Genomic DNA, 25,218 nt, shown 5'->3' on the forward strand with positions numbered 1-25,218 from the left:
ATCTGAAAGGTGCAAGTTCGCGCTTATAGTTCTATTACACAGATCACAGTTCTATTCAATAGAACTATATCAGATGCCCTGGAGACAAAGATGAGCAGTACCAACTACTTCGCCGTTCGCCCGGATTGGCTTGCCATGCACCAGGAGGAAGTCCTTGAGCCTGGCCTTCGCATCGTCGACGCCCACCATCACTTCTACGAGCGACCCGCCTGGACCTACCTGGCTGAAGATTTCCTGGAGGACACGCGCACAGGCCACAACATCGTCGCATCGGTGTACATGCAGGCTCAGACCCGCTATCGAGCCGATGGGCCCGCCGCCCTCAAGCCGGTTGGCGAAACTGAATTTGTTTCTGCGGTTGCCCGGCAGCACGCCAGTGGCGCTCCCGAAGTTGCCAAGGCCATCGTTGGCCATGCGGATCTTCGGCTGGGCGCTGTTGTGCGCGAAGTCCTCGAGGCTCATGTCCAAGCGGGCCAAGGCCGGTTCAGAGGCGTGCGCCATCTGAGCACCTGGGACGCGGATTCGTCCCTCGTCAACCCGTTGTCCGCCGCGCCGAAAGGCCTGCTCGTGGACAAGGGCTACCGCGAGGGCGTCGCGCAGTTGGCCGAACTTGGTCTTTCCTACGACGCCTGGCTGTTCTTTCACCAACTGCCCGAGCTGTTCGAGCTCGCCAAAGCCGCACCAGACACCCCTGTGGTCATCAACCACTGCGGCGGCATCGTTCGAATTGGAGCCTACGAGAGCTTCCGCTCGCAGGTGTTCGAGACATGGCTGCAAGGTATGCGCCAACTCGCGAAGCTGCCCAACGTCTACGTGAAGCTCGGTGGCCTCGGCATGCGCATCAACGGCTTCGAGTTCGAGAGGGGCGCAACACCGCCTACTTCCCACCAACTGGTCGACACATGGCGACCATGGATGGAGCCCTGCATAGAGCTGTTCGGTGCAGACCGCTGCATGTTCGAAAGCAATTTCCCTGTCGACAAGGGTTCCTACAGCTACGCCACGTGCTGGAACGCCTTCAAACGACTGACCTCCAGCGCGGGTGCCGATGAGCGGCGAGCGCTGTTCGAGGGGACGGCAAGTCGCGTGTACCGACTTGCCTGACGCCCTCGCCCATTCCCGCTGTCCACATCCATCAGGAGACTTCCCTTGAAATCACAGAAGCAAGCCTTCCGCCTCGCCATGTTCGCCGCGTTCGCGCTTTGCGGGGCAGCCGCCAGCGCCCAAGCCGCTTATCCGTCACAGCCCATCAAGCTCGTTGTGCCGTTCCCGCCCGCCGGTGGCACCGACGTGCTGACGCGCCTGGTCGCGAACGAAGTGACCTTGCGAGACAAGTGGACCTTCATCGTCGACAACAAGCCCGGCGCCGGCGGCAACATCGGCATGGACGCCGTCGCCAAGGCCAAGAAGGATGGCTACACCTTCGGCGCGGGGCAGACGGCCAACCTGGCCATCAACCCGACGCTCTATACCAAGATGCCCTTCGATGCGCTGAAGGACTTCGAGCCCGTGGTGCTGCTGGCCTCGCAACCCCTCGTTCTGGTGGTGCGCGCAGACTCGCCCATCAAATCCCTCGCAGACCTCAAGACGCAGGGTGAGGCCAAGCAACTGTCGATGGCGTCCGCGGGGACCGGCACCGTAGGTCATGTCGGCGGCGAGATGTTCGCCAAACGGGCAGGCATCAAGGTCATGCACGTGCCGTACAAGGGCGCCGGCCCGGCGACGAATGACTTGCTTGGCGGGCAGACCGACATCTACTTCGCGACTCCGCCCAGCATCATCTCGATGGTCAAAGGCGGCAAGCTGCGCGCGCTCGCCGTCACGTCGCTCAAGCGTATCGACGTTCTGCCGAACATCCCGACCGTCGCTGAATCCGGCTATCCGGGTTTCGTCGCGGAAGACTGGAAGGCGCTCGTCGCCCCTGCCGGCACGCCGTCTCAGGCGATTACCAGGATGAATCAGGTCATGAACACCGCACTCGCGCGACCCGAGGTCGTTGCCCGCCTGAAGGATGAGGGCAGCGTGGCGCGCGGCGGCACGCCCGCGGAACTCGGCGCCTTCCTGAAGGCGGAAAACACCCGTTGGGGCGCCGCGGTCAAGGAGTCGGGTGCCAAGCTCGACTGAGATTTCCTTCAACCAATTCCAGGAGAACCCTCATGAAGTTCAGCTCTATCCGTCGCGCCTTGGTTCTTGCCGGTGCGGCCGGCCTGTTCAGTGCATCGGCACTTGCTCAGAAACCCATCACCATCATCGTTCCCTACGCACCCGGCGGAAGCGCCGACCTGGCAACGCGCGCACTCGCTCAGTTCGCTGCACCCGGCGCCGGTGCCCCCATGGTGGTGGACAACCGCACCGGCGGCGGTGGTGTAGTTGGCTGGGGTGCGGCCGCACGCTCCACGCCAGACGGAACCACTCTGCTGACGGTCGAGCTGTCGTATGCCATCGCTGCCGGGCTGATTCCCACGCTCCCGTTCGACCCACAGAAAGCTTTCACGCAAGTCACGACGGCCGTCAAGGTTCCTCACGTGCTGGTGGTCAACCCCGCCGTGCCGGCGAAGAACGTTCAAGAGTTCGTCGCACTGGCCAAGGCCCAACCGGGCAAGCTCAACTACGGGTCAGGCGGCAATGGCACGAACACCCATCTTGCAGGCGAGCTGTTCAAGAGCACCACGGGCGTGGACATCGTGCACGTTCCGTACAAGGGCGCCGGCGCTGTGCTGACGGACTTGATGGGCAACCAGGTGCAGGCGCTCATCACTTCGGTCCCCACCGCGTTGCCGCACATCAAGAGCGGCAAGCTGCGCGCCCTGATGGTGACGGGCGCCGAGCGCAACGCAATGCTCCCCGATGTACCCAGCGCCAAGGAAGCCGGTATGCCCAAGATGGACATCGACTACTGGATTGGCATCGGTGCGCCGGCAGGTACGCCCCAGGCAACCATCGACAAGCTCAACAAGTCGTTCAACGCTGCACTCGCTCAACCCGAGGCCAAGAAGAAGTTCGCCGAGATGGGCATGACCGTCGTCGCCAACACGCCGGCACAGGCCACGCAGCTGGTGAACAGCGAAATCCAGCGCTGGGCCACTGTCATCAAGCAGGCCGGCATCAAAGCCGACTGAGGAGGCTGACATGACCAACGCCCTTCGCGGCATCCGCGTCCTGGACCTGACCAACGTGCTCGCCGGTCCCTTCGCCTGCCACCAGCTCGCTCACATGGGCGCCGACGTCGTCAAGGTCGAGACCCGCAATGGCGGAGACCTGGCACGCCAGCTCGGCGCAGACGCCGAACTGAACAAGCGCTATATGGGGGTGTCCTTCTTGGCGCAGAATCCCGGCAAGCGTTCCATCACCATCGACTTCAAGCATCCGTCGGGGAAGGATGTCTTTCGCAAGCTCGTGCGCACCGCCGACGTGCTCGTGGAGAACTTCAGGCCGGGGGTCATGAAGCGCCTGGGCCTTGGCTACGAAGAGCTGCTGAAGGAAAACCCAAAGCTCATTTACTGCGCCATCTCCGGCTTCGGACAAGAGGGGCCTCTTCGGGACCTGCCGGCATACGACCAGATCATCCAGGGCATGTCCGGTGTCATGAGCATCACGGGCGCGCCGGAAAACGCACCGTATCGCGTCGGCTATCCCATGGCGGACACCATTGGAGGCATCACAGCCGCGTTCGCCGTTGCTGCAGCGCTGGCGGACAGAAGCCGCGAGGGTGGCACGTTCATCGACGTCTCCATGTTGGAGGCCGTGATGTCGACGATGGGCTGGGCGGTCTCGAATCACCTGGTCGCCGGACGCGAACCCAAGCCGATGGGCAATGAGAACGTCACTGCAAGTCCGTCGGGGACGTTCCGAACGGGCGATGGACTTTTGAACATTGCAGCGAACAAGCAAGAGCAATTCGAGGCCGTCTGCCATGTGGTCGGCCGGCCGGAACTCATTCAAGACGGTCGCTTCAGCGAGCGCCAGAGTCGGCTCCAGCATCGCTTCGAGCTCAAAGCCATCCTCGAGGAGGCCATGGCTTCTCGGTCCACCGACGCGTGGTGGAAGCTCTTCAATCAGGCCGGCGTGCCGGCAGGGCCGGTCTACAGCGTGCCGCAGGCGCTGGAGCATCCCCAGGTTGCCGAGCGCGGCATGGTTGGAACCTTCCCGGACGCGCCGGGTGTCGGTCGCGACATCCGCCTCCTCCGCACGGGTTTCAAGGTCAATGGAAAGACGCCGCAGGTCGACTCGCCTCCGCCGACGCTGGGTCAGCACTCCGAGGAAATCCTGGCGAGCCTTGGCTACTCGGCTTCGGAGATCGAAGCGCTCAGAACGGAGAAAGCCATATGACCGATGCCACGTCCTCGGACGCCAGAAAGACCACGGAAGACTGGTGGCGCACGAGCATCATCGACATGTCCCCCGGGGTCATCCGCTACCGCGGGTACCCCATCGAAGACTTGATTCGCCAGAAGGTGAGCCTGGCCCAGATGATCTGGCTGATGACAAGGGGAGAGCTGCCGACCCGCATCCAAGGCCAGCTTCTGGAGGCTGCGCTGATGTCCGCGGTCGACCACGGCCCACAGGCGCCGAGCATTGCGATTGCACGTATGGCCGCGACCTGCGGCGTGGGGCTGAACAGCGCGATGGCATCTGCGGTCAACGTCCTTGGCGATGTCCATGGCGGCGCTGGCGAGCAGGCCGTCGAACTCTATGAGGACATCGCTGCGCGCATCGACGCCGGCTCGCCCGAAGATGAGGCTGTCGACGCAGGGCTTCGGGCGTTCGTTGAAGTACACGGCAAGGTCATCTCAGGATTCGGCCATCGCTTCCACCCCGTCGACCCGCGAAGTGCACCACTTCTGGAACTCGTTGACGAGGCGGCTGGCCGCGGTGAGGTCAGTGGACGCTTCGCGCATATCGGCCGGGCCGTCGAAGCGAAGCTGAGTGCAAGCAAGGGCAAGCCCATCCCGATGAACATCGATGGAGCGACGGCGGTCATCTACGCCGAGCTTGGCTTTCCCGCACCCTTGGCCCGCGGACTGTTCTGTCTCTCAAGGTCTGTCGGGGTGCTTGCTCACGCATGGGAGCAGACCCAGCAAGGCGGGCGCATCAAAGGACCAATTCCGCGGCAGTACATCCCGACGTACGAAGGTCAACACGTCCGAGAGGTGCCTGACCAGCGCTAGTCAAGTTCGAGAAAATGCGGCCAACACGGGACCTTCGCTGCGGTCCCTGATGAACTCTCGCCTACGAACATCCAGGAAGCGCGTTCCCAGGCGAAGGTGAGCACGCCGCCATCCGGAGGCTCAGTCAGGCGGCTTGGAATCAATCCTTCGATTGCACAAGCGCGGGGGTCGCACTTCAGCCTTGCTTGAATGGCCTCGAGCCGAGCTCCACGGGTTCTGGTGCTCGCGTCAAGTACTCACCGCTGCGGCGTCGGACCGAGCCTCAGGCGCACGTAGCGCCCCACGAGCACGGCGGCCGGGTACATCACCTCTTCCTCGGTGCGCGCGTGGTCCATGAGCCGGCGCCCAAAATCGACGATGTCGGCCCTGCCGGCTCGCGTGGCGGCGTCGTGCAGCCGCTGGAGCGCGCCGATGATGGCTTGATGCTCCTGCAACATGGCAGGCAACTCGGCCTCGAGGCGGTCGGTCAGTGTCAGAACTTCGGCCATGGCCGTGCTGACCTCGCCGCGCGCCAGCGCCGCCAGCAACCCCAGTGGGGGAAGCGCAATCTGGTCTTCCTTGACGAAGTGCGGGTGCATCAGCCGCGCCAGCGCACTCGCGGCCTCGCCGACCTCGCCGTCGGCCTGCGTGGCGCGGCGCAATTCCTCGTGCAGTGCCTCATGCTCCCGCTGCAAGGAGGTGGGGATGACAAGATCCATGGCGGGATCCTCAGTGGGTGTGGACGGGCGCCGTCGTCCGCGCCTCGGGGGCGAGCGTGTCGGCCGCGTCGTACAGGCGCTCGGCATAGTGCACGAACTCGACGTATGCACTCGAGTACGCACGGCCGGCTTCCACGTCGTTCGGGTGGTACTTCTTCTTCGCCATGACCTGCGCGAAATGCTCGTGCAGACCCTTCTCGGTCCGCTCGGAGATGGTGTTCGCGAGCCCTTGAAGCCGGCCCGTCTCGATGGCCTTGTCGGCGGCTGCCACCGGCGGCTCGACCGTTCCGGCAGGCTTGAGGCCCGTGTACGGCGCGCCCTCGCCGGCGCGGTGGATCCTTACCAGTGTCTCGAAGAAGTAACTGTCGGCCAGCTGCAGCGCCTCGCCCCCGGGCTTCCGCACCGCCAGCGTCCGCTTGAATGCATGACGGATCTCGTCCTCGTCCTTCTTCTGCACCCACACGAGCACGAGGTTGACATTGCCGCTCTCCAGCGCGCTGCGGGCAGCCGCCACGACGGGGCCGTCGAGCGTGTCGCAGTGCGCCTGCGCGGGCGCCGCCCAAGCCAGCGCGATGGACAGCGACAAGGCAGCCACGGCGCGATCGGCGATCTTCATGATGCGTCTCCTTCCTCAATGAGTCGAACGAGCAGAGCACGCCATATCTTGGAGCACGGCGGCCTGCGCCACTTGATCCATGTCAATGAAATGGCGTCGGAACTATCGAACCGCGTATGTAGGCAGCCTGGGTCTTGGGTCCGAGCTTGCGCATGCGCATGTCGTCGAGCATGCGTTGGCGCAGCGGCGCGACGGCTGGGATCGTGAGCCTTTCAAGCTGTCGGGCAGACACGTATGGAAGACCAGGTCCTTCAGCCGCAGGCCACCGAGGACTTCGATCCTTCGGGAAGATTCGGCATGGAAGCTTTCACACTCCTGGGCCTGCTGGTGGCGATTTGGCGCGGCAACCTGCTCTTTCGGGGCATCGGAGGGCTTGGGGGCTTCCAGCAATGCGGACTGGCGCCGGGTCCTCTTCTCTTCGTGATCAACGCCGATCTGGTCTGGGGCCTGATCGCGAGCGCACGCTCGCCCTGGTCGCCCCGCTGATCTTCAAGGGGCTGAAACGGTTCAAGGGCGACGACGCGTGTGGCGGTGCGCCCGGCGCCGCTGCTCGGCCAGCACACGGCCGAGATGCTGGCGGAGGCCGGCGTATCGCGACCGGCCCAGCAGCAGCTCGCCTCAGACGGCGTTCGGATTGCCAAGCGGCGAAACATGAACAAGGAGACGAGACGAGACACATGGAACAAGCTCGCTACGAAGTGCTGGACGGCATCGCCGAGATCACACTCGCCAACCCGCCGGCCAATGCGCTGACAGAACAGGGGCATGGTGGCTTGAGGGCCTGTGCTGACCATGCCCTCAGGGCATGGCCGGTGGTCCATTTGTAATGGCCGCGCGCGCGGAGGCGCCTCTAGACTTGGACGCTTTCCCTCTTCCAACGCGCACTCCCATCGCCATGCCCGTCGCCATCTCCCGCTTCCCGCTCCGTCGCAGCGTCGCCGTGCTGGCGGCGCTACTGCCCCTGGCCTTCGGCGTGTCGGCGCGCGCCGTCGACGAACCTGTCGCGCTCGATCTGATCATCGAAGGCGGCACCATCTTCACCGGCGACGACGCGCCGCCGCAGGTGGGCGACGTCGGCATTGCCGGCGACCGCATTGTCTTCGTCGGCAGGGCTGCGCCGCATCGCTTCGTGGCCAAGCGGCGCATCGATGCGCGCGGCCAGGTGGTGGCGCCGGGCTTCATCGATCCGCACACCCATGCCGACCGCGACCTGTTCCAGGCCGACGCGCGCCGCCGGCTCAACGTGCCCTTCCTCACCCAGGGCGTGACCACCGCGGTGATCGGCAGCGACGGCTTCGGCGGCGCCGACATCGCGGCGCAGGCGCAGCGGCTGAGGGACAACGGCGCCGGCACCAACACCGCGATCTACGTCGGCTTCGGGCCGGTGCGCGCCGGCCAGCTCGGCGAGGCCAACCGCGCACCAACGCCCGAGCAGCTGGACGCCATGCGCGCCCAGGTCTCGCGCGCGATGTGCGAAGGCGCGCTCGGCCTGTCAACCGGGCTCTTCTATGCGCCGCAGAGTTTCGCGCGGACCGAGGAGGTGATCGAGCTGGCCAAGGTCGCGGCGCGCCACGGCGGCCTGTACGACAGCCACATCCGCGACGAGTCCATGTACAACATCGGCCTCAAGGGCTCGATCGACGAGGTGATCCGCATCGGGCACGAAGCCAGGCTGCCGGTGCACGTAGCCCACATCAAGGCGCTGGGCGTGGCAGTGCATGGCCAGAGCGGCGACATCATCCGCCGCATCGAGGCCGAACAGAAGCGCGGCCTGCCGATAACCGCCGACCAGTACCCGTGGACCGCATCGAGCACCCGCTTCTCGGCCGCGCTGGTGCCCGGCTGGGCGGTGGACGGCGGCCGCGCCGCGATGCTCAAGCGATTCGACGACGCCTCGCTGCAGGAGCGTCTGCGCAAGGACATGCGCGAGAACTTACGCCTGCGCGGCGGGCCGGAGGCGATCCTGTTCTCGGCCGGCCCGAACACCAAATACATCGGCCGCACGCTGGCCGAGGTGGCGCAGGGCGGCGATCCGGTGGACGCCGCCATCGCGGTGCTGCGCGAGGCCGACCTGGCGATCGCCTCCTTCAACCAGACCGACGACGACGTGCGCAACTTCATGAAGCGGCCGTGGGTGATGACCTCCTCCGATTCGTCGGAAGGCCATCCGCGCGCCTACGGCACTTTCGCGCGCAAGTACGACCAGTATGTGGTGAAGGAAAAGGTGATCTCGCTCGGCCGCTTCGTGCGCGCCAGCACCGGCCAAGTGGCCGACACCCTGGGACTGACCAAGCGCGGCTACCTGCGCAGCGGCTACCACGCCGACGTGGTGGTGTTCGATCCGGCGCGCTACGCGGCGCGCGCCACCTATGCGCAGCCTACGCTGCTGTCGCAGGGCGTGACGACGGTGCTGGTGAACGGCGAGCTGGCGGTGGACGGCGGCGAAATCACCGGCCGCGCCGCCGGCCGGCCACTGCTGCGCACGCCGCGCGAGGGAAGCTGCCCGGCCTGAAGCCGGCGGCTGGTCAAACGCCAGATTGGCTACGGCGACGAATTTCTACCGGTTGTCGAAACAAGCGATGTAGAACGCTTGGTCATGCTCTCAATCCGCGGACTGGTCGACGCGTTCAGTCGTGGCATTGCGTCGACGTTGCAGGAAATCAAGGGTGACGATGAACGTCGGACGGATTAATGCTGCGCACCAGCTCACGCCGCCCCCGATCGCTTCCATGTAGTCGGCGTCATCCCGAAGTTCTTCCTGAACCAGAACGCGAAGGCGCTCGGCGTTGAAAAGCCGAGCAGGTCCGCGACCTCCGCGAGCGGGCGGTCGCTGGCTTCGATGTGTCGCGCCGCGAACTCGCACCGAACCTCCTGCAGCAGCTGCGTGAAACTCGTTCCTTCCGCGAGCAGATGCCGGTGGAGAGTGCGCCGGTCGATGGCGAGAGCCTTCGCGACTTGCTCGACGGTGCATCGCCCGGACGAGAGCAGGGCGATGATCACGCGACGGACGTTGTCGATTGAACCGTCGCCCGAGCCGATGGCCTCGTCGAGGATTCGTCGCGCATAAGGCGCCATGCCAGAATCGGGCTTGACCAAGGGCGCGTGAAGGTCCTTCGTTGCGCAGACGATGCCGTTGAAGCTGGCGTTGAACTCCACGGTGCCGAACATCGACTTGTGGATGGTGGGCGCATGCGGCGGCCGGTGTTCGAGGCAAACACATCGCGGCTTCCAGTCGGAACCGAGCAGTCCCGAGAGGATGCGGTAAAGCACGCCCACGGCGCCCTCCGTCATTTGCCGCACGGAACCGTGCACTTCGGCCAGCACCTCGACGCGGACGACCGACACATCCTCGTGATCGTCCACCTGTGCCACCAGCACCGAGTTCAGGAAACGCATGTAGCGGCAAAGAAGTTCGATAGCTTCCCGCACGGTCTCTGCCTCGCGCATCACGACGCTGGTCGGCCCGAGGGGGGTCCACGGCGCGCGCGCCCTCACGATTCGTAGAGTGAAGTCCTCGACGCCCGCAGCGTTTGCGGAGTCTTCTAACACGCGGATCACCCCCGCTGCGCGGATGGGGATCGCTGGGTCCGCGAGGCATCTGGGGTTCAACCCCGCCCGACGCAACATGATGTCCGGATCGAGCCCGACCTGCCGGGCCACCTCGGCGTAGCCGATAAGGCTTCCGCTGCGAACCATGTGCGGTGGGCGTGACATGCGATGTCCCGGTTTCGACAGTCAATGTCCCGGATCATACATCGGACAAGCGCACCTCTCTGCACACTGAGAGCCCCTAACCCAAGGAGACTTTCATGCATTTCCTCGATGGATCCCTCGTTCCCGAAAACCAGGACAAGCTGGTCATCACCGTCGCGCCATACGCCCCCGCTTTCGAGGTTGGCGACGGGTCCGACATTCCACTGACGATGGACGAGCACGTCCAGATCGCGGTCGACTGCTACAACGCCGGCGCCACCGTGCTGCACACGCATGTGCGCGAGCTGGATGGCAAGGGCTCCAAGCGGCTGTCGATGTTCAACGAACTGCTGGCTCGGCTGCGTGAGGCGGTGCCCAAGATGATCCTGCAGGTCGGCGGCTCGATCTCGTTCGCGCCGGAAGGCGAGGGGGCGGAGGCCAAGTGGTTGAGTGACGACACGCGCCACATGCTTGCCGAGCTCAACCCAAAGCCGGACCAGGTAACGGTGGCCGTCAACACCACCCAGATGAACGTGACCGAGCTGATGACCAAGGAGGACATCGCGGGCACCTCGTTCTCGCGCAGGGAGGTGTGGGACACCTACGAAGAACTCACGGTGCCGGCCGGGCCGCAGTGGCTGCGCGAACACCTGCACCGCCTGCAGGCCGCGAAGATCCAGCCGCACTTCCAGCTGGTATCCAAGCCGAGCCTGCTGACGCTGGAGCGCTTGATCCGTGCGGGGCACTACCGCGGCCCGCTGAACATCTCATGGAACGCTATCGGCGGCGGTTTCGACACGCCCGAGCCCTACAGCATGATGGACTTCCTCCGCCATGTGCCCGACGGCGCCAGCGTCACGCTCGAAGCGATCATGCGCCAGTGCCTGCCGATCAACACGATGGCGATCGCCATGGGCCTGCACGTGCGCTGCGGTAACGAGGACAACCTGTGGGGCCCCAGCGGCGAGCCGATCACCTCTGTGCAGATGGTGGAGCAGCTGGTCCGCATTTCCCGTGAGCTCGGGCGGGGCGTCGCCAACGCGGACGAAGCGCGCGCCATCTACAAGATCGGCAAGCAGTACGAGACCACGGAGCAGACGCTGGAGCAGCTGCGCTATCCGCAGCATCGCCGCCCGACCCGGGCAGCGTTGGCAGAGCGCAAGACGGCGGCCTGACCATGCATATTCCTTCTGTCAAAGAGGTGGTGAGTGCCGAAGAATGGAAGCTTCGCTGCGACCTCGCGGCTTGCTACCGCCTTGTGGCCGCTTACGGATGGAGCGACCTGGTGTTCACCCACACGAGCGCGCGCATTCCCGGGCCCGAGCACCATTTCCTCGTCAATCCCTACGGCCTGATGTTCGACGAGATCACGGCGTCCTCGCTGGTGAAGGTCGACCAGGACTGCAACAAGCTGCAGGGGTCGCCCTTCCCGGTAAACCCCGCAGGCTTCGTGATCCACAGCGCTGTGCATGCGGCGCGAGAGGACGCCGGCTGCGTGCTGCATACCCATTCGCGTGCCGGGGTTGCGGTTAGTGCGCAGAAGTGCGGGGTGCTGCCCATCAGTCAGCAGAGCACCTTCGTGCTGGCCTCGCTCGCGTATCACGACTACGAAGGCGTCGCGCTACGCGATGACGAAAAGACGCGACTGCAGGCGGACCTCGGTGGCGCCAGCTACCTGATGCTGCGCAACCACGGGCTCCTGACAGTGGGCCGCACGATCCCCGAAGCCTTCTTGCAGATGTACATCTTCGAAGCCACTTGCCGCATCCAGCTCGACGCCCAGGCAGGAGGCGAACTGGTCCCGGTCCGGCCGGAGATCCTGCAGGGAGTGACGCAGGTGATGCAGAACGCCACGCTCGACATGGGAGGCGAACTCGCTTGGCCGGCCCTCCTGCGCAAGCTTGACCGGTTGGACCCCAGCTACAAGACTTGAGCATCGCATGATGGACCAAGGAGACAAGACGTGAAGAAAGAAGACATACCGACTCCGACCTGCGATGCGATGCGCGCGAACGGCACGTGGAACGCCGACTGGGACCTGCTCGCCGAACTCGATCCGGACTGGACCGAGCGCTACCTGCACGCGGTGGCGCGGCCGCTGCGGCCGGGAGTGCTCGACCCCAAGACCTTCGAGCTTGCGTCCATTGCCGTGGATGCCGCGTGCACCCACATGTATGCACCCGGCACGCGCCGGCATATCCGCCGGGCCCTCGACATCGGCATCACGCCGGAAGAGATCCTGGCCGTGCTGCAACTGGTCACCACCGTTGGCGTCCACAGCATGGCCATGGCCGCGCCCATCCTGCGCGAGGAACTTCAGCGCAATCCAACCTGAGAGGAAGCATCATGAAAGCGAACAACATTTTCAGGAACCTGGCTTGCGCCGCTGCATTGGCCGCGCTGGTGGGGCCGGCATGGGCCTGGCCCGACAAGCTGGTCAAGCTGGTGACCAGCGCGAGCCCTGGCGGCAGCACCGACGTCATCGCACGCTTGCTGGCCGAGGCGATCACTGCGGAGACCGGACAGCCGGCGATCGTCGACAACAAGCCGGGAGCCCTCGGCGCGATTTCCGTCCGCGCCATGCTCGGTTCGGGACCAGATGCCCACACGCTCCTCTTCGCAGCCAACAACCTCGTGACTGAAGGGCCGCTGGCGGTCAAGGCCGGCTTCGATCCCTTCTCGGACATCCGTCCCGTGGCTGCCTTCGCGCACACCTGCCTCGTGATGGTCGGGAACCCGGGGTTCGGCGCGCGAGACCTGAAGTCGGTCGTGGCGGAGGTCAAGAAGCAGCCCGGCAAGGTCAACTACGCTTCGTACAGCATCGGTACCGTCTCGCACTACGCCGGGCTGATGCTGAATGCACGCGAAGGCCTTGACTTGCAGCATGTGCCTTTCGTGGGCTCGCCTGCCGGCCTGACGCAGGTCATGGGTGGCCAGGTCCCCTTAATGTTCGACGTGGTCGTCTCGTCGCGGCCATTCGTCCAATCGGGCAAGCTCGTCCCTTATGCGTACGCCGGCAAGGCCCGCAGCAGTTTCCTTCCGCAGGTTCCGACGTTCGCGGAACTCGGATACCCCGAGATGAACTTCTGCAACTGGTTCGGCGTCTTCGCCGCGGGCAAACTGCCCGACGCCACGGTCGAAATCATCCACGCCGCGCTCACCAGACTCACGTCGAGTGTCCGCTTCCGCGACAAGCTGGCGGCGGCCGGCTACGAGCCGAACGCCGTGCAGACACCTGCTGAACTGGGGCGCGGCTTGCGCGCGGACTACGACCGCAACGCTGGAATCCTGAAGGCAGCCGGTATCAAGCTGGTTGATTGAGCTGTTCCTGGGGATGGCTTTGCGCCTGGCGGCATGAAAACACCTACCGTCCTCATCGTCCCCGGGCTGCGAGACGACTCCTGAGCAGCATTGGCAGACGCTGCTCGCACGCGAGCTGTCCCGCGTGGCCTTAGTGCACGCGATGGGTCGAACCGACCTCGATTCCGCTAAGCGCGTCGCAGCCATCGAAGCCGCGGCGCAAGCCATTGACGGCCCCATCATGGTCGCAGCGCACAGCGGCGGCGCCGTGATGGTGGCGCACTGGGCCGGCGGACGAAGCGCCCGGTTCTCGGCGCGCTCCTGGCCACGGTGCCGAGCGCTAGGCCTGGACGATTGCGTGGCGGGAATGTTCCTCGGCGCCACCATCCACGGAGTTGTTCAGCGTGGGCCTCAAGCCGATCGCGCTGATGGTGGGCGAGACCGCCTTCCTCGCAGCGCTGTCGCTGTTGCCCCCGAGGCGACCTGTCTCGCTGGTGTCTGGTGGCGGCCATCGCCGGCATCGGCATGGCATGAAGACAAACCTGAAGGGCTCCTGTGAACCAGCGCTCCCTCGCGACTCCTTGCAGTGGCTCCATCTGGCAGAGCGTGACCGAATGTCTGCTTCCGGTCGAGAGCGGCGTCGAGCGGCTGCTTCCTGGCATGCACATTGAACGGCTGTCCATGGCCGCAGGTGCAGGCAGCCCGAAAGTTCGACCGATTGTCGGCAAAGGGCACGTAGCCGCAGGATGGGTATGCTCGATCTATGTCGGCTTAGGGATCGACACCGGCCGTCCACAGGCCCACTAGCGGAGGACTGCTCCTGGCCGGATTCTGACCTAGCCGGGCCAGCACGCGCAGCACCCTGACAGTTTCCTCGCGCCCCAGCGGGACCAGAGCGGGCAAGCCTCAGCGGGAGCCTCCGGCGGTGCCGCGGCGGCTTGGCCTTCCGCGCTGGAGAGGACTTGTGCCCAGGCGGCGCATGCTTCAAAGCGATGGATGGTGACCAAGGACGCCCGCCACGATGCCCAGGCGAGCAATCGCTCGCTTTGCGAACCGCGAACATGAAGCTCCGCCCGTCCGCACTCGACGTGCGCAGCTGAAGCCCTTGTAGGGTGAGATGAACCGCTGGTATCCGTTTTGAAGCATCAACGCCCACCACCCCAACATACCTTATCCCTTCCTGAATCCAGGCCGCGACAAGCATATCGAGCGCACGTCGATAGCCTTGCCTGGAGAGAAGCACAACCTTCTTGATCATGGTGGGGAACAGGTGTCAGTCAATGATCGGGACCGGTCGCCTTGCCGTCCGTTGCTCGACGAGCGCGCTCAAGCGCCTCAATGAACGGCGAAGCCCTTGGGTGGGCTCGGCCCTCCACCGCGATGGCCGGGTCAGCGAGCTTGGACTGGATCCTGCGGGCTACGGAACCCACGCGTCGCAGATCCGTCCTCCTTGCTGCGGCGGATCGATGCGCTGCCGGATGGCTCTTGCTTTCGTCATGTTCGCTCCTCTCAAATGCAAGCGCTGGTAACGACCAGGGGTATACCCGCACAGAAAAAATCCCAAACCTTGCCTACATTGCTTGTATGCAAGATCTTCTTTGTCTTGCATGCAACCATCACGGAGACAAGGATGCCCCGTTTCGCCAAATCACTCTTCGGTCAGGTGGTCATCGCGCTGGTACTCGGCGTGGCGGCGGGCCTGTTCTTCCCCGACTTCGCGGTCAAGCTCAAGCCCCTGGGCGACGGCTTCATCAAGCTGATCAAGATGATCATCCCGGTGCTGGTCTTCTGCGTGGTGGTGCACGGCATCGCCGGCGCGGGGGACCTCAAGCGGGTGGGCCGGGTCGGCGTCAAGGCGCTGATCTACTTCGAGGTGCTGACCACCCTCGCGCTGGCCATGGGCCTGGTGCTGGCCTTCGTGTTCAAGCCCGGCGTGGGCATGAACGTGGACCCCGGCACGCTGGACTCGGCCGCCATGAGCGCCTACGCCTCGAACGCCGAGAAGCTCACCAGCGGCGGCACGGTCGATTTCCTCATGAAGCTGATCCCCACCACGGTGGTCAACGCCTTCGCCACCGGCGACGTGCTGCAGGTGCTGCTGTTCGCGGTGCTGTTCGGCTGCGCGCTGGCCCTGCTGGGCGACCTCGGCAAGCCGGTGGCCACGGTGGTGGATTCGCTCTCGCTGGTGCTCTTCAAGATCATGGGCATCATCATCAAGCTGGCGCCGCTGGGCGTGCTGGGCGCCATCGCGTTCACGGTCGGCAAGTACGGCGTGGGCTCGCTCAAGCAGTTGGGCATGCTGGTGGTGCTGTTCTATGCCTCGGTGCTGGTCTTCGTGTTCGTCGTGCTTGGCTTCGTGATGAAGCTCTCGGGCTTCAGCCTGATCAAGCTGCTGCGCTACCTGCGCGAGGAGCTGACCATCGTCTTCGCCACCACCTCGTCGGACAGCGTGCTGCCGCAGATCATGGCCAAGCTGCGCCACATGGGCATCCGCGACTCGACCGTCGGCCTCGTGATCCCGACCGGCTATTCCTTCAACCTCGACGCCTTCTCGATCTACATCACGCTGGCGGCGGTGTTCATCGCGCAGGCGACCAACACGCCGATCTCGATGTCGGACCTGCTCGCCATTCTCGCGATCGCACTGGTGACCTCGAAGGGCGCGCACGGCGTGCCGGGCTCGGCGATCGTGGTGCTGGCCGCCACGCTGCATGCGATTCCGGCCATTCCCGCGATCGGGCTGGTGCTGGTGCTCTCGGTCGACTGGTTCATGGGCATCGCCCGCGCGCTCGGCAACCTGATCGGCAACTGCGTGGCCACCGTCGCCATCGCGGCCTGGGAAGGCGACATCGACCGCGAACGCGCCCATGCGGTGCTCAATGGCACCCACTCGCCGGAAGACGAGCCCCTGGCCGAGCCCGACTCGCCGGTCGCTGCCGCCCACGCTGCGCAGGCCGCGCGTCCGGCACACTAGCGCGCCATGAGCCGCACGGCCGCTCCGAAGGCGAATAGCACCGCAGCCGAAGGCGAAGGTTCCCCAACCATGACCGAAGTCACCCCCACCACCATCGCCGCGCGCGTGGTCGAGGCCATCCTCGCCCAGAAGCTCGCGCCCGGCGAGCGCCTCGGCGAGCAGCAGCTGGCAGAGAACTTCGGCGTCAGCCGCACCATGGTGCGAGAAGCACTGATGCAGCTACAGGCGCGGGGCTTCGTGGAGGTGCAGTCGCGCCGGGGCTGGTACGTGGTGGAGCCCTCGGCCGAGGAGGCCCGCGATGCCTTTGCCGCCCGCCGCATCATCGAGGCCGGCATCCTGGCCGAATCGGGGGGACGGCCGCTGTCGAAGGTCATCCGCAAGCTGCGCGAGCACATCGCCGACGAGAAGCGCGCCATTGCCGGCGCCGACGCCGCCACCCGCGCCTTCCTGCTGGCGGACTTCCACGTCTGCCTGGCCGACCAGATGGGCCACCGGCTGCTGTGCGACGTGCTGCGCGACCTCACGGCGCGCACCACGCTGGCAGCCACCCTCTTCCAGTCCACGCACGAGGCGGGCCAGTCCTGTGCCGAGCATGCGGCCATCGTGGCTGCGCTCGAGGCCGGCGACATGAAGCGCGCCCGCCAGCTGATGCTGGACCACATCGGGAACGTCGAGGAGGCGCTGGAGGCCGAGGTGGCCGCCAGCCCCGGCGCCGACGAGCGCCTGCGCGCCACGCTGGCTCCGGTGGCGCTGCCACGCGCCTCCCGCTGACAGCCCGGGTGCCCCCGCCTCGGCTACAGTCGCCGGGCCATGAATTCACCTGAACTGCAGCGCACGGTCTTCCTCCTCCTGCTGGCGGCCGTCACGGCTGCCTTCTTCTGGATCCTCATGCCCTTCTTCGGGGCGGTGCTCTGGGCCGTCGCGCTGGCCATCCTGTTCAATCCACTCTACAAGCGGCTGCTGAGGACGATGCCGGGGCGGCGCAACCTCGCGGCGCTGACCACGCTCACGATCTGCCTGGTGATCGTGATCATCCCGCTGACGGTGGTGACGGTCTCGCTGGTGCAGGAGGCCTCGCTGGTGACGCAGCGCATCCGCACCGGCGAGATCAACTTCGGGCGCTATCTTCAGCAGATCATCGGAGTGATGCCGCAATGGCTGTTCAACCTGCTCGAACGTTTCGGGCTGAGCAACATGGAGGCGATGCTGTCCCGCATCGGCCAGGGCGCCGCCCAGACCGGCCAGCTGATCGCCACGCAGGCGCTCAACATCGGGCAGAACACCTTCGATTTCGTGGTGAGCTTCGCGCTGATGCTCTACATGCTGTACTTCTTCATGCGCGACGGCGCCGCGCTGTCGAAGACGGTGCGCGAGGCACTGCCGATGGCGCGGCCGCACACGCACTTCCTGCTGAACAAGTTCACCAACGTGATCCGCGCCACCGTCAAGGGCAACGTGGCGGTGGCCGCGGTGCAAGGGGCGCTGGGCGGCCTCGCCTTCTGGGCGCTGGGCGTGCAGGGCGCGCTGCTGTGGGCGGTGCTGATGGCCTTTCTCTCGCTGCTGCCGGCGGTGGGCGCGGCGCTGATCTGGCTGCCGGTGGCGATCTACTTCCTGGCGACCGGCCATGTCTGGGAAGGGGTCGCGCTCATCGTCTTCGGGGTGGTGGTGATCGGGCTGGTCGACAACGTCCTGCGCCCGATCCTGGTGGGCAAGGACACGCAGATGCCCGACTACATCGTCCTGATGTCGACCGTCGGCGGCATGGCGCTGTTCGGGGTGAACGGTTTCGTGATCGGGCCGGTGGTGGCGGCGCTCTTCATGGCCACGTGGGACTTGTTCGCCTCGTCGAACGAAGACGCCGAGGGGCCTGCGGGCTAGAAGACGGACACCGCGTCGCGATGCCGTGGCGCTTCGCACGCACGGTTCGCATTTCGCGCGGCGATCCTGCATCTCGTCGCATCGCGCTGGGCAGCGCGGCCTGCCTGCGCGATCGTCGGGGCCTCCACTTCACGAAGAGGCCCTCATGCACAAGCTTTCTCTCGCTGCCGCCGCCCTGCTCGCCCCCCTGGGTGCACTGGCGGCCGACCTTCAACTCAGCGTCGTCGACGGTCCCGCCGCGACGACTCCGCTGTACGTCGCGCTCTTCGACAGCGCCCACAACTACGACGGCAACAAGACGCTGGCGGCGCAGATCGTGCAGATGAACAACGGCAGGGCCCGGCTCTCCTTTCCCGGCCTGGCACCCGGGCGCTACGCATTGCGCGTGTTCGCCGACGAGAACGGCAACGGCAAGCTCGACACCAACCTGATGGGCATGCCCACCGAACGCTACGGCTTCTCCAACGATGCCAAGGGCAACCGTGCGGCGCCCGGATTCGACGCTGCCGCGCTCCAGGTCGATGCCGATGTGCAAACCGTGATCCACCTGCGCTGAGGAACCCGCCATGCAACGACGCGAACTTTTGCGCCTGCTGGCCACCGCCGGCGCGACGCCCCTTCTTGCTCCCCTGCTCGCCCGGGCCGGCGAGGGCGCCGGCTGGCAGGCCGAATTCGAGACCTCCAGCGCCCCCTGGAAGTTGGGCTTCGCCACGCCGCCCGGCGACCTTCCGCTCGCGCCCGCCGAGGTACGCGGCCGCTTTCCCGACGCAGTGGCCGGCACGCTCTACCGCATCGGCCCGGCGGGCCATGACCTGGGCGGCGAACGCTACCACCACTGGTTCGACGGCGACGGCATGGTGCAGCAACTGATCATCGAGGGCCGGCAGGTGCACCACCAGGGCCGCTATGTCGCGACGCCCAAGCGCGTCGCCGAAGTGCGCGCTGGCCGGCGGCTGACCGAGGCCTTCGGCACCGTGCCGCCGGGCGTCGAGCCGCCCACCTCGGCCGACGGCATCAACGTCGCCAACACCAGCGTGCTGCCGCTGCAGGGCGAGGTGCTCGCGCTGTGGGAAGGCGGCTCGGCCACGCGCATCGACGCGCGCACCCTCGCCACGCTGGGCCCGAAGACCTGGCGCGCGGACCTCGCGGGCATGCCTTTCTCCGCCCATCCCAAGGTGGACCCGGACGGCACGGTGTGGAACTTCGGCGTGGGCAGCAGCCAGGGCCTGCTGGCGCTTTACGAGATCGCGCCCGAAGGCCAGCTGCGCCGCGCCGCCGTGCTGCCGGTGGCCGACCTGCCGATGGTCCACGACTTCGCCGTGACCGAGCGGCACCTGGTCTTCCTGATGCCCCCGCTGGTCTACGACGCTGCGCGCAAGCAGCAGGCCGGCACCAGCTTCCTCGACGCGCATGTGTGGCGGCCCGAGCTGGGCATGCGCGCGCTCGTCGTCGACAAGAAGGACTGGGGCAAGCACCAGCTGCTCACGCTGCCGGCGGGCTTCCTCTTCCATGTGGGCAACGCGTGGGAAGAGGCCACGCCGAAGGGCACACGCATCCATATCGACTACGTGCGCTCGGACGATGCGAGCTCGGTCTTCACCGCCAACCGCGAGCTGATGCGCGGGCGGCGCGTGACGAGCCCCGAACCCCACCTGACCGTGGCGACACTGGACCTCGCCACCGGCCGCGCCACGCAGCACGTGCTGGACTTCGCCGCGGAGTTCCCGCGCATCGACCCGCGCCGTGTCGGCCTGCGCCACCGCAGCGTGGTGCATGCGACGCAGCTGATGAAGGAGCGCCCGGGCTTCGGCGCGATCGCGCGCACGGATGTCGAGACCGGTCGCTCGCAGCGCTTCGTCTATGGCGCGCAGGCGATGGTGGAAGAGCACGTGTTCGTGCCCGACGGACGGCGGCCGGGATGGATTCTGGGGACGGTGCTCGATCTGGCGCGGGGGAAGACGGTGCTCTCGTGCTTCGCGGCCGACAACCTGAGAGCCGGGCCGGTCGCGCAGGCCATCCTGCCGCGTGCCTTGCCGCTGGGATTGCATGGGGCGTTCGTGCCGGTCTAGCCGGCTTATTTTGGGGACCTCGAGGCCCGAAGTCTGCCGAAGATGGCGCAAGCCATCCTCCCCTTCCCTTGCCGCTGGAACGGCACGCCGCCTTCGTTCAACTAGGGGAATTTCTTAGGTCTTTGGGCCTACTCAATTCGATTGACGACGCTCTAAAATCGCCGGCGTATAACGCGTAAGTTCTCGTTTTCTGAGGGCGATATGCCAAACACCTTGCCGCCGTTTCCGCGCGCTTCAGGCTTCAGGTGGATCGCCCTGTGGGCCCCGCTGGTGATCACCGCGTGCGGCGGTGGAGGCGATGGCGGCATGCCCTCGGGGATGGCCGGTACCGGCGCCTCCGCTCCCGCCCCCGCCCCCGCTCCGGCTCCCGGGGCGAATGGAAGCGGGATGTCCGCCGCTGTCGCCACCACCACCGGCACCGCCGATGCCACGGCAAGCGCCGCCCCCACCACCCCTGACGCCGAAGCCAAGACCTCGCTCGTCATGGCGCGCAAGGCCGTCAGGACGCCCGCCGACATCGCCCGGCAGCGCGAACTGGAACGGGACCGCCCGGCACCCATCGACCGCGGGCCCGGGATCTCCAGCGAGCCCACCGCGGCAGCGGCTGTGGCGGCCGCCGTCGCACCCAACACCGGCGGCGAGTGGGGCGCGCCCATCAGCTGGCCGATCAATGCCATCCATGCCGTGCTGACGCCCGACGGCAAGGTCATGAGCTACGGCACCGATCCGAGCGGCGCCCAGGGCGCCCAGCTCTACTACGACGTCTGGACGCCGGCCACCAACGCACACAGCCTGCTGCAGCACAGTACGCGTACCGATCTCTTCTGCAGCGCCCAGACCGTGCTGCCGGCCGGACAGGTGCTGCTGGCCGGCGGCGACACCCGCGGGATCACGCCGAACCAGGTCAACGGCGGCGTGGCCGACGTCAACTTCTACGACCCGGTCTCCTCCACCATCACTGCCGGGCCGCCGATGGCCTATGCGCGCTGGTACGGCAGCGCGGTGCCCCTGGCCGACGGCCGGGCGCTGATGCTGGCGGGCATCGACGGCGGCGGCGCAGGCTCCGGCGTGCCCGAGATCTACACGCCGGGCCAGGGCTGGAAAACACTGGGAGCCATTTCGAACTGGCCGGGCGACTGGTTCTATCCTCGCGCCGTGCTGGCCCCCAACGGCCGGGTGGTGGTGGCCAGCAGCAATCAGCTGTTCAGCATCAACACGGAGGCGCCCACCCTCGGGCCGGTCGGCACGATGCCGAAGTTCGTCAACTGGGTGCTGCCCTGGGCCATGTTCGACCGCGGCAAGATGCTGATGGTGGCCGAGGACGGCAGCGCGATGGTGGTCGACATCAACGGCCGCACGCCGGTCGTGACCCCCGTTGCCGGCCCCGGGCCCAATCGCGAATGGGGCACGGCCACCGTGCTGGCCGATGGCAAGGTGCTGGTCACCGGCGGCTCGGCCCAGGAGAACGAGCTGATCGACACCGCCTTCACGGCCCTCATCTGGAATCCCGCCACGGGGCAGTGGACCACCGGCAACGCGGCGCAGAAAGCGCGCCTGTACCACTCCACGGCCATGCTGCTGCCCGATGCCACCGTGCTGTCGGTCGGCGGCGGCTCGCCCGGGCCGGTGATCAACCTCAATGCCGAGATCTATTCGCCGCCTTACCTCTTCAACGCCAACGGCCAGCGTGCGCCACGCCCGATCATCAACACGGCGCCGGCCCAGCTGACCCTCGGCACCAACTTCCAGATCAGCGTGGCGTCGCCGCTGTCGATCCAGCGTGTGACGCTGGTGCGTACCGGCTCGGTGACGCATTCGACCGACTTCGGGCAACGCTTTCTCGAACTGCCCTTCACTCAGGGCAACGGAAGCTCGACGGTCAACGTCACCCTCAACGAGAGCCCGAACATCCTGCCCGCGGGCTACTACATGCTGTTCGCGATCGACAGCGCCGGCGTGCCTTCCATTGCGAAGATCGTGAAGGTGCAGGGCAGCTGGACGAAGGTGGGCGACCAGGGACACACCTTCACCCTGCCGGCCCCGACCGTCGTGCAGTTCGGCAACGGCGGGAACTGGACGCAGAAGACCGTCACCGGCAACGTGAGCTGCAGGAGCGAGTTCTTCGGCATGAATCCGGCGCCGAACGCCGCCAAGACCTGCCATGTGCTCGCACCCAAGGCCGGCGGCGTGACGCCGGGCAGCCAGGTGACGAGCGCCGACCGCACCGTGGCTGCGCAGGGCGCCGCCTTCAACATGACCAGCGCAACGGTGGTGAGCTACGGCGCCGATTCGCGCTGGGTCGACAAGGTCGTGACCGGCGCCGGCACGTGCAGCACGTCCTTCTTCGGCGGCACCGATCCCGCGCCGGGCACGACCAAGTCGTGCGTGGCGGACACGGGGACGGCTGCACCTGCACCTGCACCTGCGCCTGCGCCTGCGCCTGCACCTGCACCTGCGCCTGCGCCTGCACCTGCACCTGCACCTGCGCCTGCGCCGCCGCCGTCCGGAGCGACGCTGGCCACCGAAGGCGGCAGCTTCACCGTGTCGAGCCCGACCCTGGTGGCGTATGGCGCCGACACGCGCTGGGTGCAAAAGACGGTCAACGGCACGGTGCCCTGCACCAACGAGTTCTTCGGCACTGATCCGGCGCCCTTCGTGGTGAAGTCCTGCAGGTTGGTGACTGCATCGCCGCCTCCGCCACCACCGCCTGCACCTGCACCTGCGCCCGCACCCGCACCCGCACCCGCACCCGCACCGGCACCGGCACCGGCACCGGCACCGGCACCCGCACCTGCACCTGCACCTGCACCTGCACCTGCACCTGCACCTGCACCCGCACCCGCACCGGCGCCCGCGCCCGCGCCCGCACCCGCACCGGCGCCCGCACCCGCACCCGCACCCGCACCTGCACCTGCACCTGCACCTGCACCTGCACCTGCACCTGCACCCGCGCCCGCACCTGCACCGTCCGGAGCAACGCTGGCCACCGAAGGCGGCAGCTTCACCGTGTCGAGCCCGACCCTGGTGGCTTATGGCGCCGACACGCGCTGGGTGCAAAAGACGGTCAACGGCACGGTGCCCTGCACCAACGAGTTCTTCGGCACTGATCCGGCGCCCTTCGTGGTGAAATCCTGCAGGTTGGTGACTGCATCTCCGCCTCCGCCTCCGCCACCACCGCCTGCACCTGCACCTGCACCTGCACCTGCACCTGCACCTGCACCTGCACCTGCACCTGCACCTGCACCTGCGCCCGCACCTGCACCCGCACCTGCACCCGCACCCGCACCCGCACCCGCACCCGCACCCGCACCCGCACCCGCACCCGCACCCGCACCCGCGCCTGCGCCTGCGCCTGCACCCGCACCTGCACCCGCACCTGCACCCGCACCCGCACCTGCACCCGCACCCGCACCTGCACCCGCACCCGCACCCGCACCCGCACCCGCACCCGCGCCCGCGCCCGCGCCCGCACCACCACCCTCCGGCGCATTCCTAGCCAACGAGGGACAGACCTTCACCGTCTCGGCACCCACCGTGGTGAGGTACGGCGCCGACACGCGCTGGGTGCAAAAGACGGTCAATGGCACGGTGCCCTGCACCAACGAGTTCTTCGGCACCGACCCGGCGCCGTTCGTCGTCAAGTCGTGCCGCGTCGCCTGAGCCAAGCCGTCATTCGCCGAAGCCCGCGCCCTGCGTCAGCCGCAGGGCGCGCTCTCCATCAAACATCGGGAACGGCACGCGGCACCGGGTCGAAGTAGATGAACTGGTTGGCTATCGGCAAGGCCAGGTTGGAGTAAGAGAAAGACAAGCTGATGTCGAGCGAGCGCACCTGGTGCCACCAGCCCAGCGGCAGGAAGATCGTCTCGCCCGGCCAGACCACGACCTCGAGCACACGCACGCCCTCGAACAGGGGAAAGCGCCTCAGATCGACCGCATCCAGGTCGATGGGGCTGAAGACGCCATTCGTGTTGTACAGACGCTGCCCCTGCAGCGGCGAGATCAGGCGCCAGCGCTTGCGCCCGACGACCTGGGTGTGGAAGAGCATCAGCGTGTCGTGGTGCAAGGGAGTCACGGTGCCTCCCGGCCCGAACCAGAACGAGGAACGCTCGGCCAGCTCCCCGCGAAGGCAGCACGGCGGCAGGCTGCCGATGTCGTCCAGCAGAGGCGCGAAGTCGGGCCGCCGCAAGGCTTCGTTGTTGGCGGTGAGGTAGTAGTCGTTGGTGTCGCCGCCGGCCACCACCTGGTCGACGAAATCGCCCAGGCGGACGCTTCGCCGGTGCAAGGCCTTGTCTTCCTCGTAGCGAGGATTCGATTGGCGTTCGGCCTGGACCTCGACATCCAGATGGCCGAAGCGTTCTTTCAGATCGTCCGGCGACCAGCGCCGCATCGCCGGCCAGTCCCGCGTGTGGCCGGTGAGCACCAGCGGCCGGCAGCCCCGCACGTAGCGTTCGATGAATTCGTCCTCGCTGACCGACACGCGCTTGTCCACGATGCCGTACATCGGATCGATCTCCCACAGCAGCTGCAGGTTGGCCAGCGTGGACTCGAGCTTGCGCAGCTGCTGCGCCCGGCCTTCGGCGGCAATGTAGACCGCATTGCCGGGCACCTGTTCGATCAACTCCGCGCTGGCTTGCGCGTCGAGGCCGGCAGCGGTCATGGTCGCCAGCACCGATTCGGGCGTGCAGCCGCGCAGCAGTTGCTCGGTGACCCAACGCAGCCACTCGGGCGTCAGCGCTGCGCCCGCCGGGGCGGGTTGCGCCTTTTCAGCTTGATTGGCGGGCGGGCGTGGCGGGGCAGGCGGCTTGGGAGGCTTCATGCGGAG

General features: G+C 66.6%; 24 protein-coding genes. 19 read left to right on the top strand and 5 right to left on the bottom strand.

What is annotated here, in order from left to right; genetic code table 11:
• Window positions 1-90 precede the first annotated feature (90 nt).
• The 5 genes from AC3A6Y_RS26810 (at window position 91) to AC3A6Y_RS26830 (ending at window position 5,168) form a co-directional block, all read left to right on the top strand.
• On the top strand, window positions 91-1,104 hold the full coding sequence (locus AC3A6Y_RS26810; RefSeq protein WP_487871284.1) for an amidohydrolase family protein: 1,014 nt from the start codon (window positions 91-93) through the stop codon (window positions 1,102-1,104).
• Between the two features lie 78 nt (window positions 1,105-1,182).
• Window positions 1,183-2,124 (top strand): Bug family tripartite tricarboxylate transporter substrate binding protein, encoded by a 942-nt coding sequence (locus tag AC3A6Y_RS26815; RefSeq protein ID WP_487871285.1) that lies wholly within the window; start codon window positions 1,183-1,185, stop codon window positions 2,122-2,124.
• A gap of 32 nt (window positions 2,125-2,156) precedes the next feature.
• Entirely contained in the window at window positions 2,157-3,119 is a 963-nt protein-coding gene (locus tag AC3A6Y_RS26820; protein WP_487871286.1) for a tripartite tricarboxylate transporter substrate binding protein, read from the top strand.
• 10 nt (window positions 3,120-3,129) lie between these two features.
• A complete protein-coding gene (locus AC3A6Y_RS26825; RefSeq protein ID WP_487871287.1) occupies window positions 3,130-4,329 on the top strand; it encodes a CaiB/BaiF CoA transferase family protein in 1,200 nt (399 codons plus the stop codon).
• Window positions 4,326-5,168: a citryl-CoA lyase gene (locus tag AC3A6Y_RS26830; protein ID WP_487871288.1), complete on the top strand. Its 843-nt coding sequence runs from the start codon at window positions 4,326-4,328 to the stop codon at window positions 5,166-5,168. Before AC3A6Y_RS26825 ends, AC3A6Y_RS26830 begins: the two co-directional genes overlap by 4 nt.
• 236 nt (window positions 5,169-5,404) lie before the next feature.
• On the opposite strand, the gene AC3A6Y_RS26835 is transcribed toward AC3A6Y_RS26830, so the two are convergent.
• A complete protein-coding gene (locus tag AC3A6Y_RS26835) occupies window positions 5,405-5,866 on the bottom strand; it encodes a hemerythrin domain-containing protein (protein WP_487871289.1) in 462 nt (153 codons plus the stop codon).
• 10 nt (window positions 5,867-5,876) lie between these two features.
• Window positions 5,877-6,482, bottom strand: coding sequence for a DUF6448 family protein (locus tag AC3A6Y_RS26840; RefSeq protein ID WP_487871290.1), 606 nt, complete (start codon window positions 6,480-6,482; stop codon window positions 5,877-5,879).
• A 297-nt stretch (window positions 6,483-6,779) separates the two neighbouring features.
• On the opposite strand from AC3A6Y_RS26840, the gene AC3A6Y_RS26845 reads away from it, so the two are divergent.
• The 3 genes from AC3A6Y_RS26845 to AC3A6Y_RS26855 all read left to right on the top strand — a co-directional run bounded on the left by AC3A6Y_RS26845 (window position 6,780) and on the right by AC3A6Y_RS26855 (window position 8,994).
• Window positions 6,780-6,968 carry a hypothetical protein gene (locus tag AC3A6Y_RS26845; RefSeq protein ID WP_487871291.1) on the top strand — a complete coding sequence of 63 codons (189 nt, stop codon included), beginning with the start codon at window positions 6,780-6,782 and terminating at the stop codon, window positions 6,966-6,968.
• 191 nt (window positions 6,969-7,159) lie between these two features.
• Window positions 7,160-7,309 (top strand): hypothetical protein, encoded by a 150-nt coding sequence (locus AC3A6Y_RS26850; protein WP_487871292.1) that lies wholly within the window; start codon window positions 7,160-7,162, stop codon window positions 7,307-7,309.
• A 68-nt stretch (window positions 7,310-7,377) separates the two neighbouring features.
• On the top strand, window positions 7,378-8,994 hold the full coding sequence (locus AC3A6Y_RS26855; protein WP_487871293.1) for an N-acyl-D-amino-acid deacylase family protein: 1,617 nt from the start codon (window positions 7,378-7,380) through the stop codon (window positions 8,992-8,994).
• Between the two features lie 194 nt (window positions 8,995-9,188).
• Here AC3A6Y_RS26855 and AC3A6Y_RS26860 read toward each other — a convergent pair whose 3' ends face one another.
• The gene (locus tag AC3A6Y_RS26860; protein WP_487871294.1) at window positions 9,189-10,178 is read right to left on the bottom strand and encodes an AraC family transcriptional regulator; all 990 of its coding nucleotides are present in this window, start codon (window positions 10,176-10,178) and stop codon (window positions 9,189-9,191) included.
• Between the two features lie 113 nt (window positions 10,179-10,291).
• Here AC3A6Y_RS26860 and AC3A6Y_RS26865 point away from each other — a divergent pair, with 113 nt between their 5' ends.
• The 5 genes from AC3A6Y_RS26865 (at window position 10,292) to AC3A6Y_RS26885 (ending at window position 14,034) form a co-directional block, all read left to right on the top strand.
• Window positions 10,292-11,350: a beta-keto acid cleavage family enzyme gene (locus AC3A6Y_RS26865; RefSeq protein ID WP_487871295.1), complete on the top strand. Its 1,059-nt coding sequence runs from the start codon at window positions 10,292-10,294 to the stop codon at window positions 11,348-11,350.
• Window positions 11,351-11,352: 2 nt separating this feature from the next.
• Window positions 11,353-12,108 carry a class II aldolase/adducin family protein gene (locus tag AC3A6Y_RS26870; protein WP_487871296.1) on the top strand — a complete coding sequence of 252 codons (756 nt, stop codon included), beginning with the start codon at window positions 11,353-11,355 and terminating at the stop codon, window positions 12,106-12,108.
• Window positions 12,109-12,138: 30 nt separating this feature from the next.
• Window positions 12,139-12,510, top strand: coding sequence for a carboxymuconolactone decarboxylase family protein (locus AC3A6Y_RS26875; RefSeq protein WP_487871297.1), 372 nt, complete (start codon window positions 12,139-12,141; stop codon window positions 12,508-12,510).
• Window positions 12,511-12,566: 56 nt separating this feature from the next.
• The gene (locus tag AC3A6Y_RS26880) at window positions 12,567-13,496 is read left to right on the top strand and encodes a tripartite tricarboxylate transporter substrate binding protein (RefSeq protein WP_487871298.1); all 930 of its coding nucleotides are present in this window, start codon (window positions 12,567-12,569) and stop codon (window positions 13,494-13,496) included.
• Between the two features lie 115 nt (window positions 13,497-13,611).
• Window positions 13,612-14,034: a hypothetical protein gene (locus AC3A6Y_RS26885; protein ID WP_487871411.1), complete on the top strand. Its 423-nt coding sequence runs from the start codon at window positions 13,612-13,614 to the stop codon at window positions 14,032-14,034.
• Window positions 14,035-14,459: 425 nt separating this feature from the next.
• Here AC3A6Y_RS26885 and yidD read toward each other — a convergent pair whose 3' ends face one another.
• Window positions 14,460-14,642, bottom strand: coding sequence for a membrane protein insertion efficiency factor YidD (yidD, locus tag AC3A6Y_RS26890; RefSeq protein ID WP_487871299.1), 183 nt, complete (start codon window positions 14,640-14,642; stop codon window positions 14,460-14,462).
• A 463-nt stretch (window positions 14,643-15,105) separates the two neighbouring features.
• Between yidD and AC3A6Y_RS26895 the strand changes: the two genes are divergently transcribed.
• The 6 genes from AC3A6Y_RS26895 (at window position 15,106) to AC3A6Y_RS26920 (ending at window position 24,056) form a co-directional block, all read left to right on the top strand.
• Entirely contained in the window at window positions 15,106-16,449 is a 1,344-nt protein-coding gene (locus AC3A6Y_RS26895) for a C4-dicarboxylate transporter DctA (protein ID WP_487871300.1), read from the top strand.
• Window positions 16,450-16,518: 69 nt separating this feature from the next.
• The gene (locus AC3A6Y_RS26900) at window positions 16,519-17,220 is read left to right on the top strand and encodes a GntR family transcriptional regulator (protein ID WP_487871301.1); all 702 of its coding nucleotides are present in this window, start codon (window positions 16,519-16,521) and stop codon (window positions 17,218-17,220) included.
• Window positions 17,221-17,259: 39 nt separating this feature from the next.
• The gene (locus tag AC3A6Y_RS26905; protein WP_487871302.1) at window positions 17,260-18,327 is read left to right on the top strand and encodes an AI-2E family transporter; all 1,068 of its coding nucleotides are present in this window, start codon (window positions 17,260-17,262) and stop codon (window positions 18,325-18,327) included.
• Between the two features lie 145 nt (window positions 18,328-18,472).
• Window positions 18,473-18,883 (top strand): DUF2141 domain-containing protein, encoded by a 411-nt coding sequence (locus AC3A6Y_RS26910; protein WP_487871303.1) that lies wholly within the window; start codon window positions 18,473-18,475, stop codon window positions 18,881-18,883.
• 10 nt (window positions 18,884-18,893) lie between these two features.
• Complete coding sequence (locus AC3A6Y_RS26915) at window positions 18,894-20,396, top strand: carotenoid oxygenase family protein (protein WP_487871304.1); 1,503 nt, start codon at window positions 18,894-18,896, stop codon at window positions 20,394-20,396.
• A 387-nt stretch (window positions 20,397-20,783) separates the two neighbouring features.
• On the top strand, window positions 20,784-24,056 hold the full coding sequence (locus tag AC3A6Y_RS26920) for a galactose oxidase early set domain-containing protein (RefSeq protein WP_487871305.1): 3,273 nt from the start codon (window positions 20,784-20,786) through the stop codon (window positions 24,054-24,056).
• A gap of 58 nt (window positions 24,057-24,114) precedes the next feature.
• Here AC3A6Y_RS26920 and AC3A6Y_RS26925 read toward each other — a convergent pair whose 3' ends face one another.
• Window positions 24,115-25,212, bottom strand: a complete 1,098-nt coding sequence (locus AC3A6Y_RS26925; RefSeq protein ID WP_487871306.1) for a cupin-like domain-containing protein — start codon at window positions 25,210-25,212, stop codon at window positions 24,115-24,117.
• Window positions 25,213-25,218: the final 6 nt, after the last annotated feature.

Source organism: Variovorax sp. Soil_C_17 (genome assembly GCF_057657265.1).

Coding starts and splice junctions, on each gene's coding strand:
- AC3A6Y_RS26910 (WP_487871303.1), top strand. CDS start 18,473: ATGCACAAGCTTTCTCTCGCTGCCGCCGCCCTGCTCGCCCCCCTGGGT.
- AC3A6Y_RS26850 (WP_487871292.1), top strand. CDS start 7,160: ATGGAACAAGCTCGCTACGAAGTGCTGGACGGCATCGCCGAGATCACA.
- AC3A6Y_RS26835 (WP_487871289.1), bottom strand. CDS start 5,866: ATGGATCTTGTCATCCCCACCTCCTTGCAGCGGGAGCATGAGGCACTG.
- AC3A6Y_RS26870 (WP_487871296.1), top strand. CDS start 11,353: ATGCATATTCCTTCTGTCAAAGAGGTGGTGAGTGCCGAAGAATGGAAG.
- AC3A6Y_RS26915 (WP_487871304.1), top strand. CDS start 18,894: ATGCAACGACGCGAACTTTTGCGCCTGCTGGCCACCGCCGGCGCGACG.
- AC3A6Y_RS26840 (WP_487871290.1), bottom strand. CDS start 6,482: ATGAAGATCGCCGATCGCGCCGTGGCTGCCTTGTCGCTGTCCATCGCG.
- AC3A6Y_RS26865 (WP_487871295.1), top strand. CDS start 10,292: ATGCATTTCCTCGATGGATCCCTCGTTCCCGAAAACCAGGACAAGCTG.
- AC3A6Y_RS26920 (WP_487871305.1), top strand. CDS start 20,784: ATGTCCGCCGCTGTCGCCACCACCACCGGCACCGCCGATGCCACGGCA.
- AC3A6Y_RS26900 (WP_487871301.1), top strand. CDS start 16,519: ATGACCGAAGTCACCCCCACCACCATCGCCGCGCGCGTGGTCGAGGCC.
- AC3A6Y_RS26905 (WP_487871302.1), top strand. CDS start 17,260: ATGAATTCACCTGAACTGCAGCGCACGGTCTTCCTCCTCCTGCTGGCG.
- AC3A6Y_RS26925 (WP_487871306.1), bottom strand. CDS start 25,212: ATGAAGCCTCCCAAGCCGCCTGCCCCGCCACGCCCGCCCGCCAATCAA.
- AC3A6Y_RS26855 (WP_487871293.1), top strand. CDS start 7,378: ATGCCCGTCGCCATCTCCCGCTTCCCGCTCCGTCGCAGCGTCGCCGTG.
- AC3A6Y_RS26810 (WP_487871284.1), top strand. CDS start 91: ATGAGCAGTACCAACTACTTCGCCGTTCGCCCGGATTGGCTTGCCATG.
- AC3A6Y_RS26895 (WP_487871300.1), top strand. CDS start 15,106: ATGCCCCGTTTCGCCAAATCACTCTTCGGTCAGGTGGTCATCGCGCTG.
- AC3A6Y_RS26830 (WP_487871288.1), top strand. CDS start 4,326: ATGACCGATGCCACGTCCTCGGACGCCAGAAAGACCACGGAAGACTGG.
- yidD (WP_487871299.1), bottom strand. CDS start 14,642: ATGTTGGGGTGGTGGGCGTTGATGCTTCAAAACGGATACCAGCGGTTC.
- AC3A6Y_RS26860 (WP_487871294.1), bottom strand. CDS start 10,178: ATGGTTCGCAGCGGAAGCCTTATCGGCTACGCCGAGGTGGCCCGGCAG.
- AC3A6Y_RS26845 (WP_487871291.1), top strand. CDS start 6,780: ATGGAAGCTTTCACACTCCTGGGCCTGCTGGTGGCGATTTGGCGCGGC.
- AC3A6Y_RS26820 (WP_487871286.1), top strand. CDS start 2,157: ATGAAGTTCAGCTCTATCCGTCGCGCCTTGGTTCTTGCCGGTGCGGCC.
- AC3A6Y_RS26815 (WP_487871285.1), top strand. CDS start 1,183: ATGTTCGCCGCGTTCGCGCTTTGCGGGGCAGCCGCCAGCGCCCAAGCC.
- AC3A6Y_RS26825 (WP_487871287.1), top strand. CDS start 3,130: ATGACCAACGCCCTTCGCGGCATCCGCGTCCTGGACCTGACCAACGTG.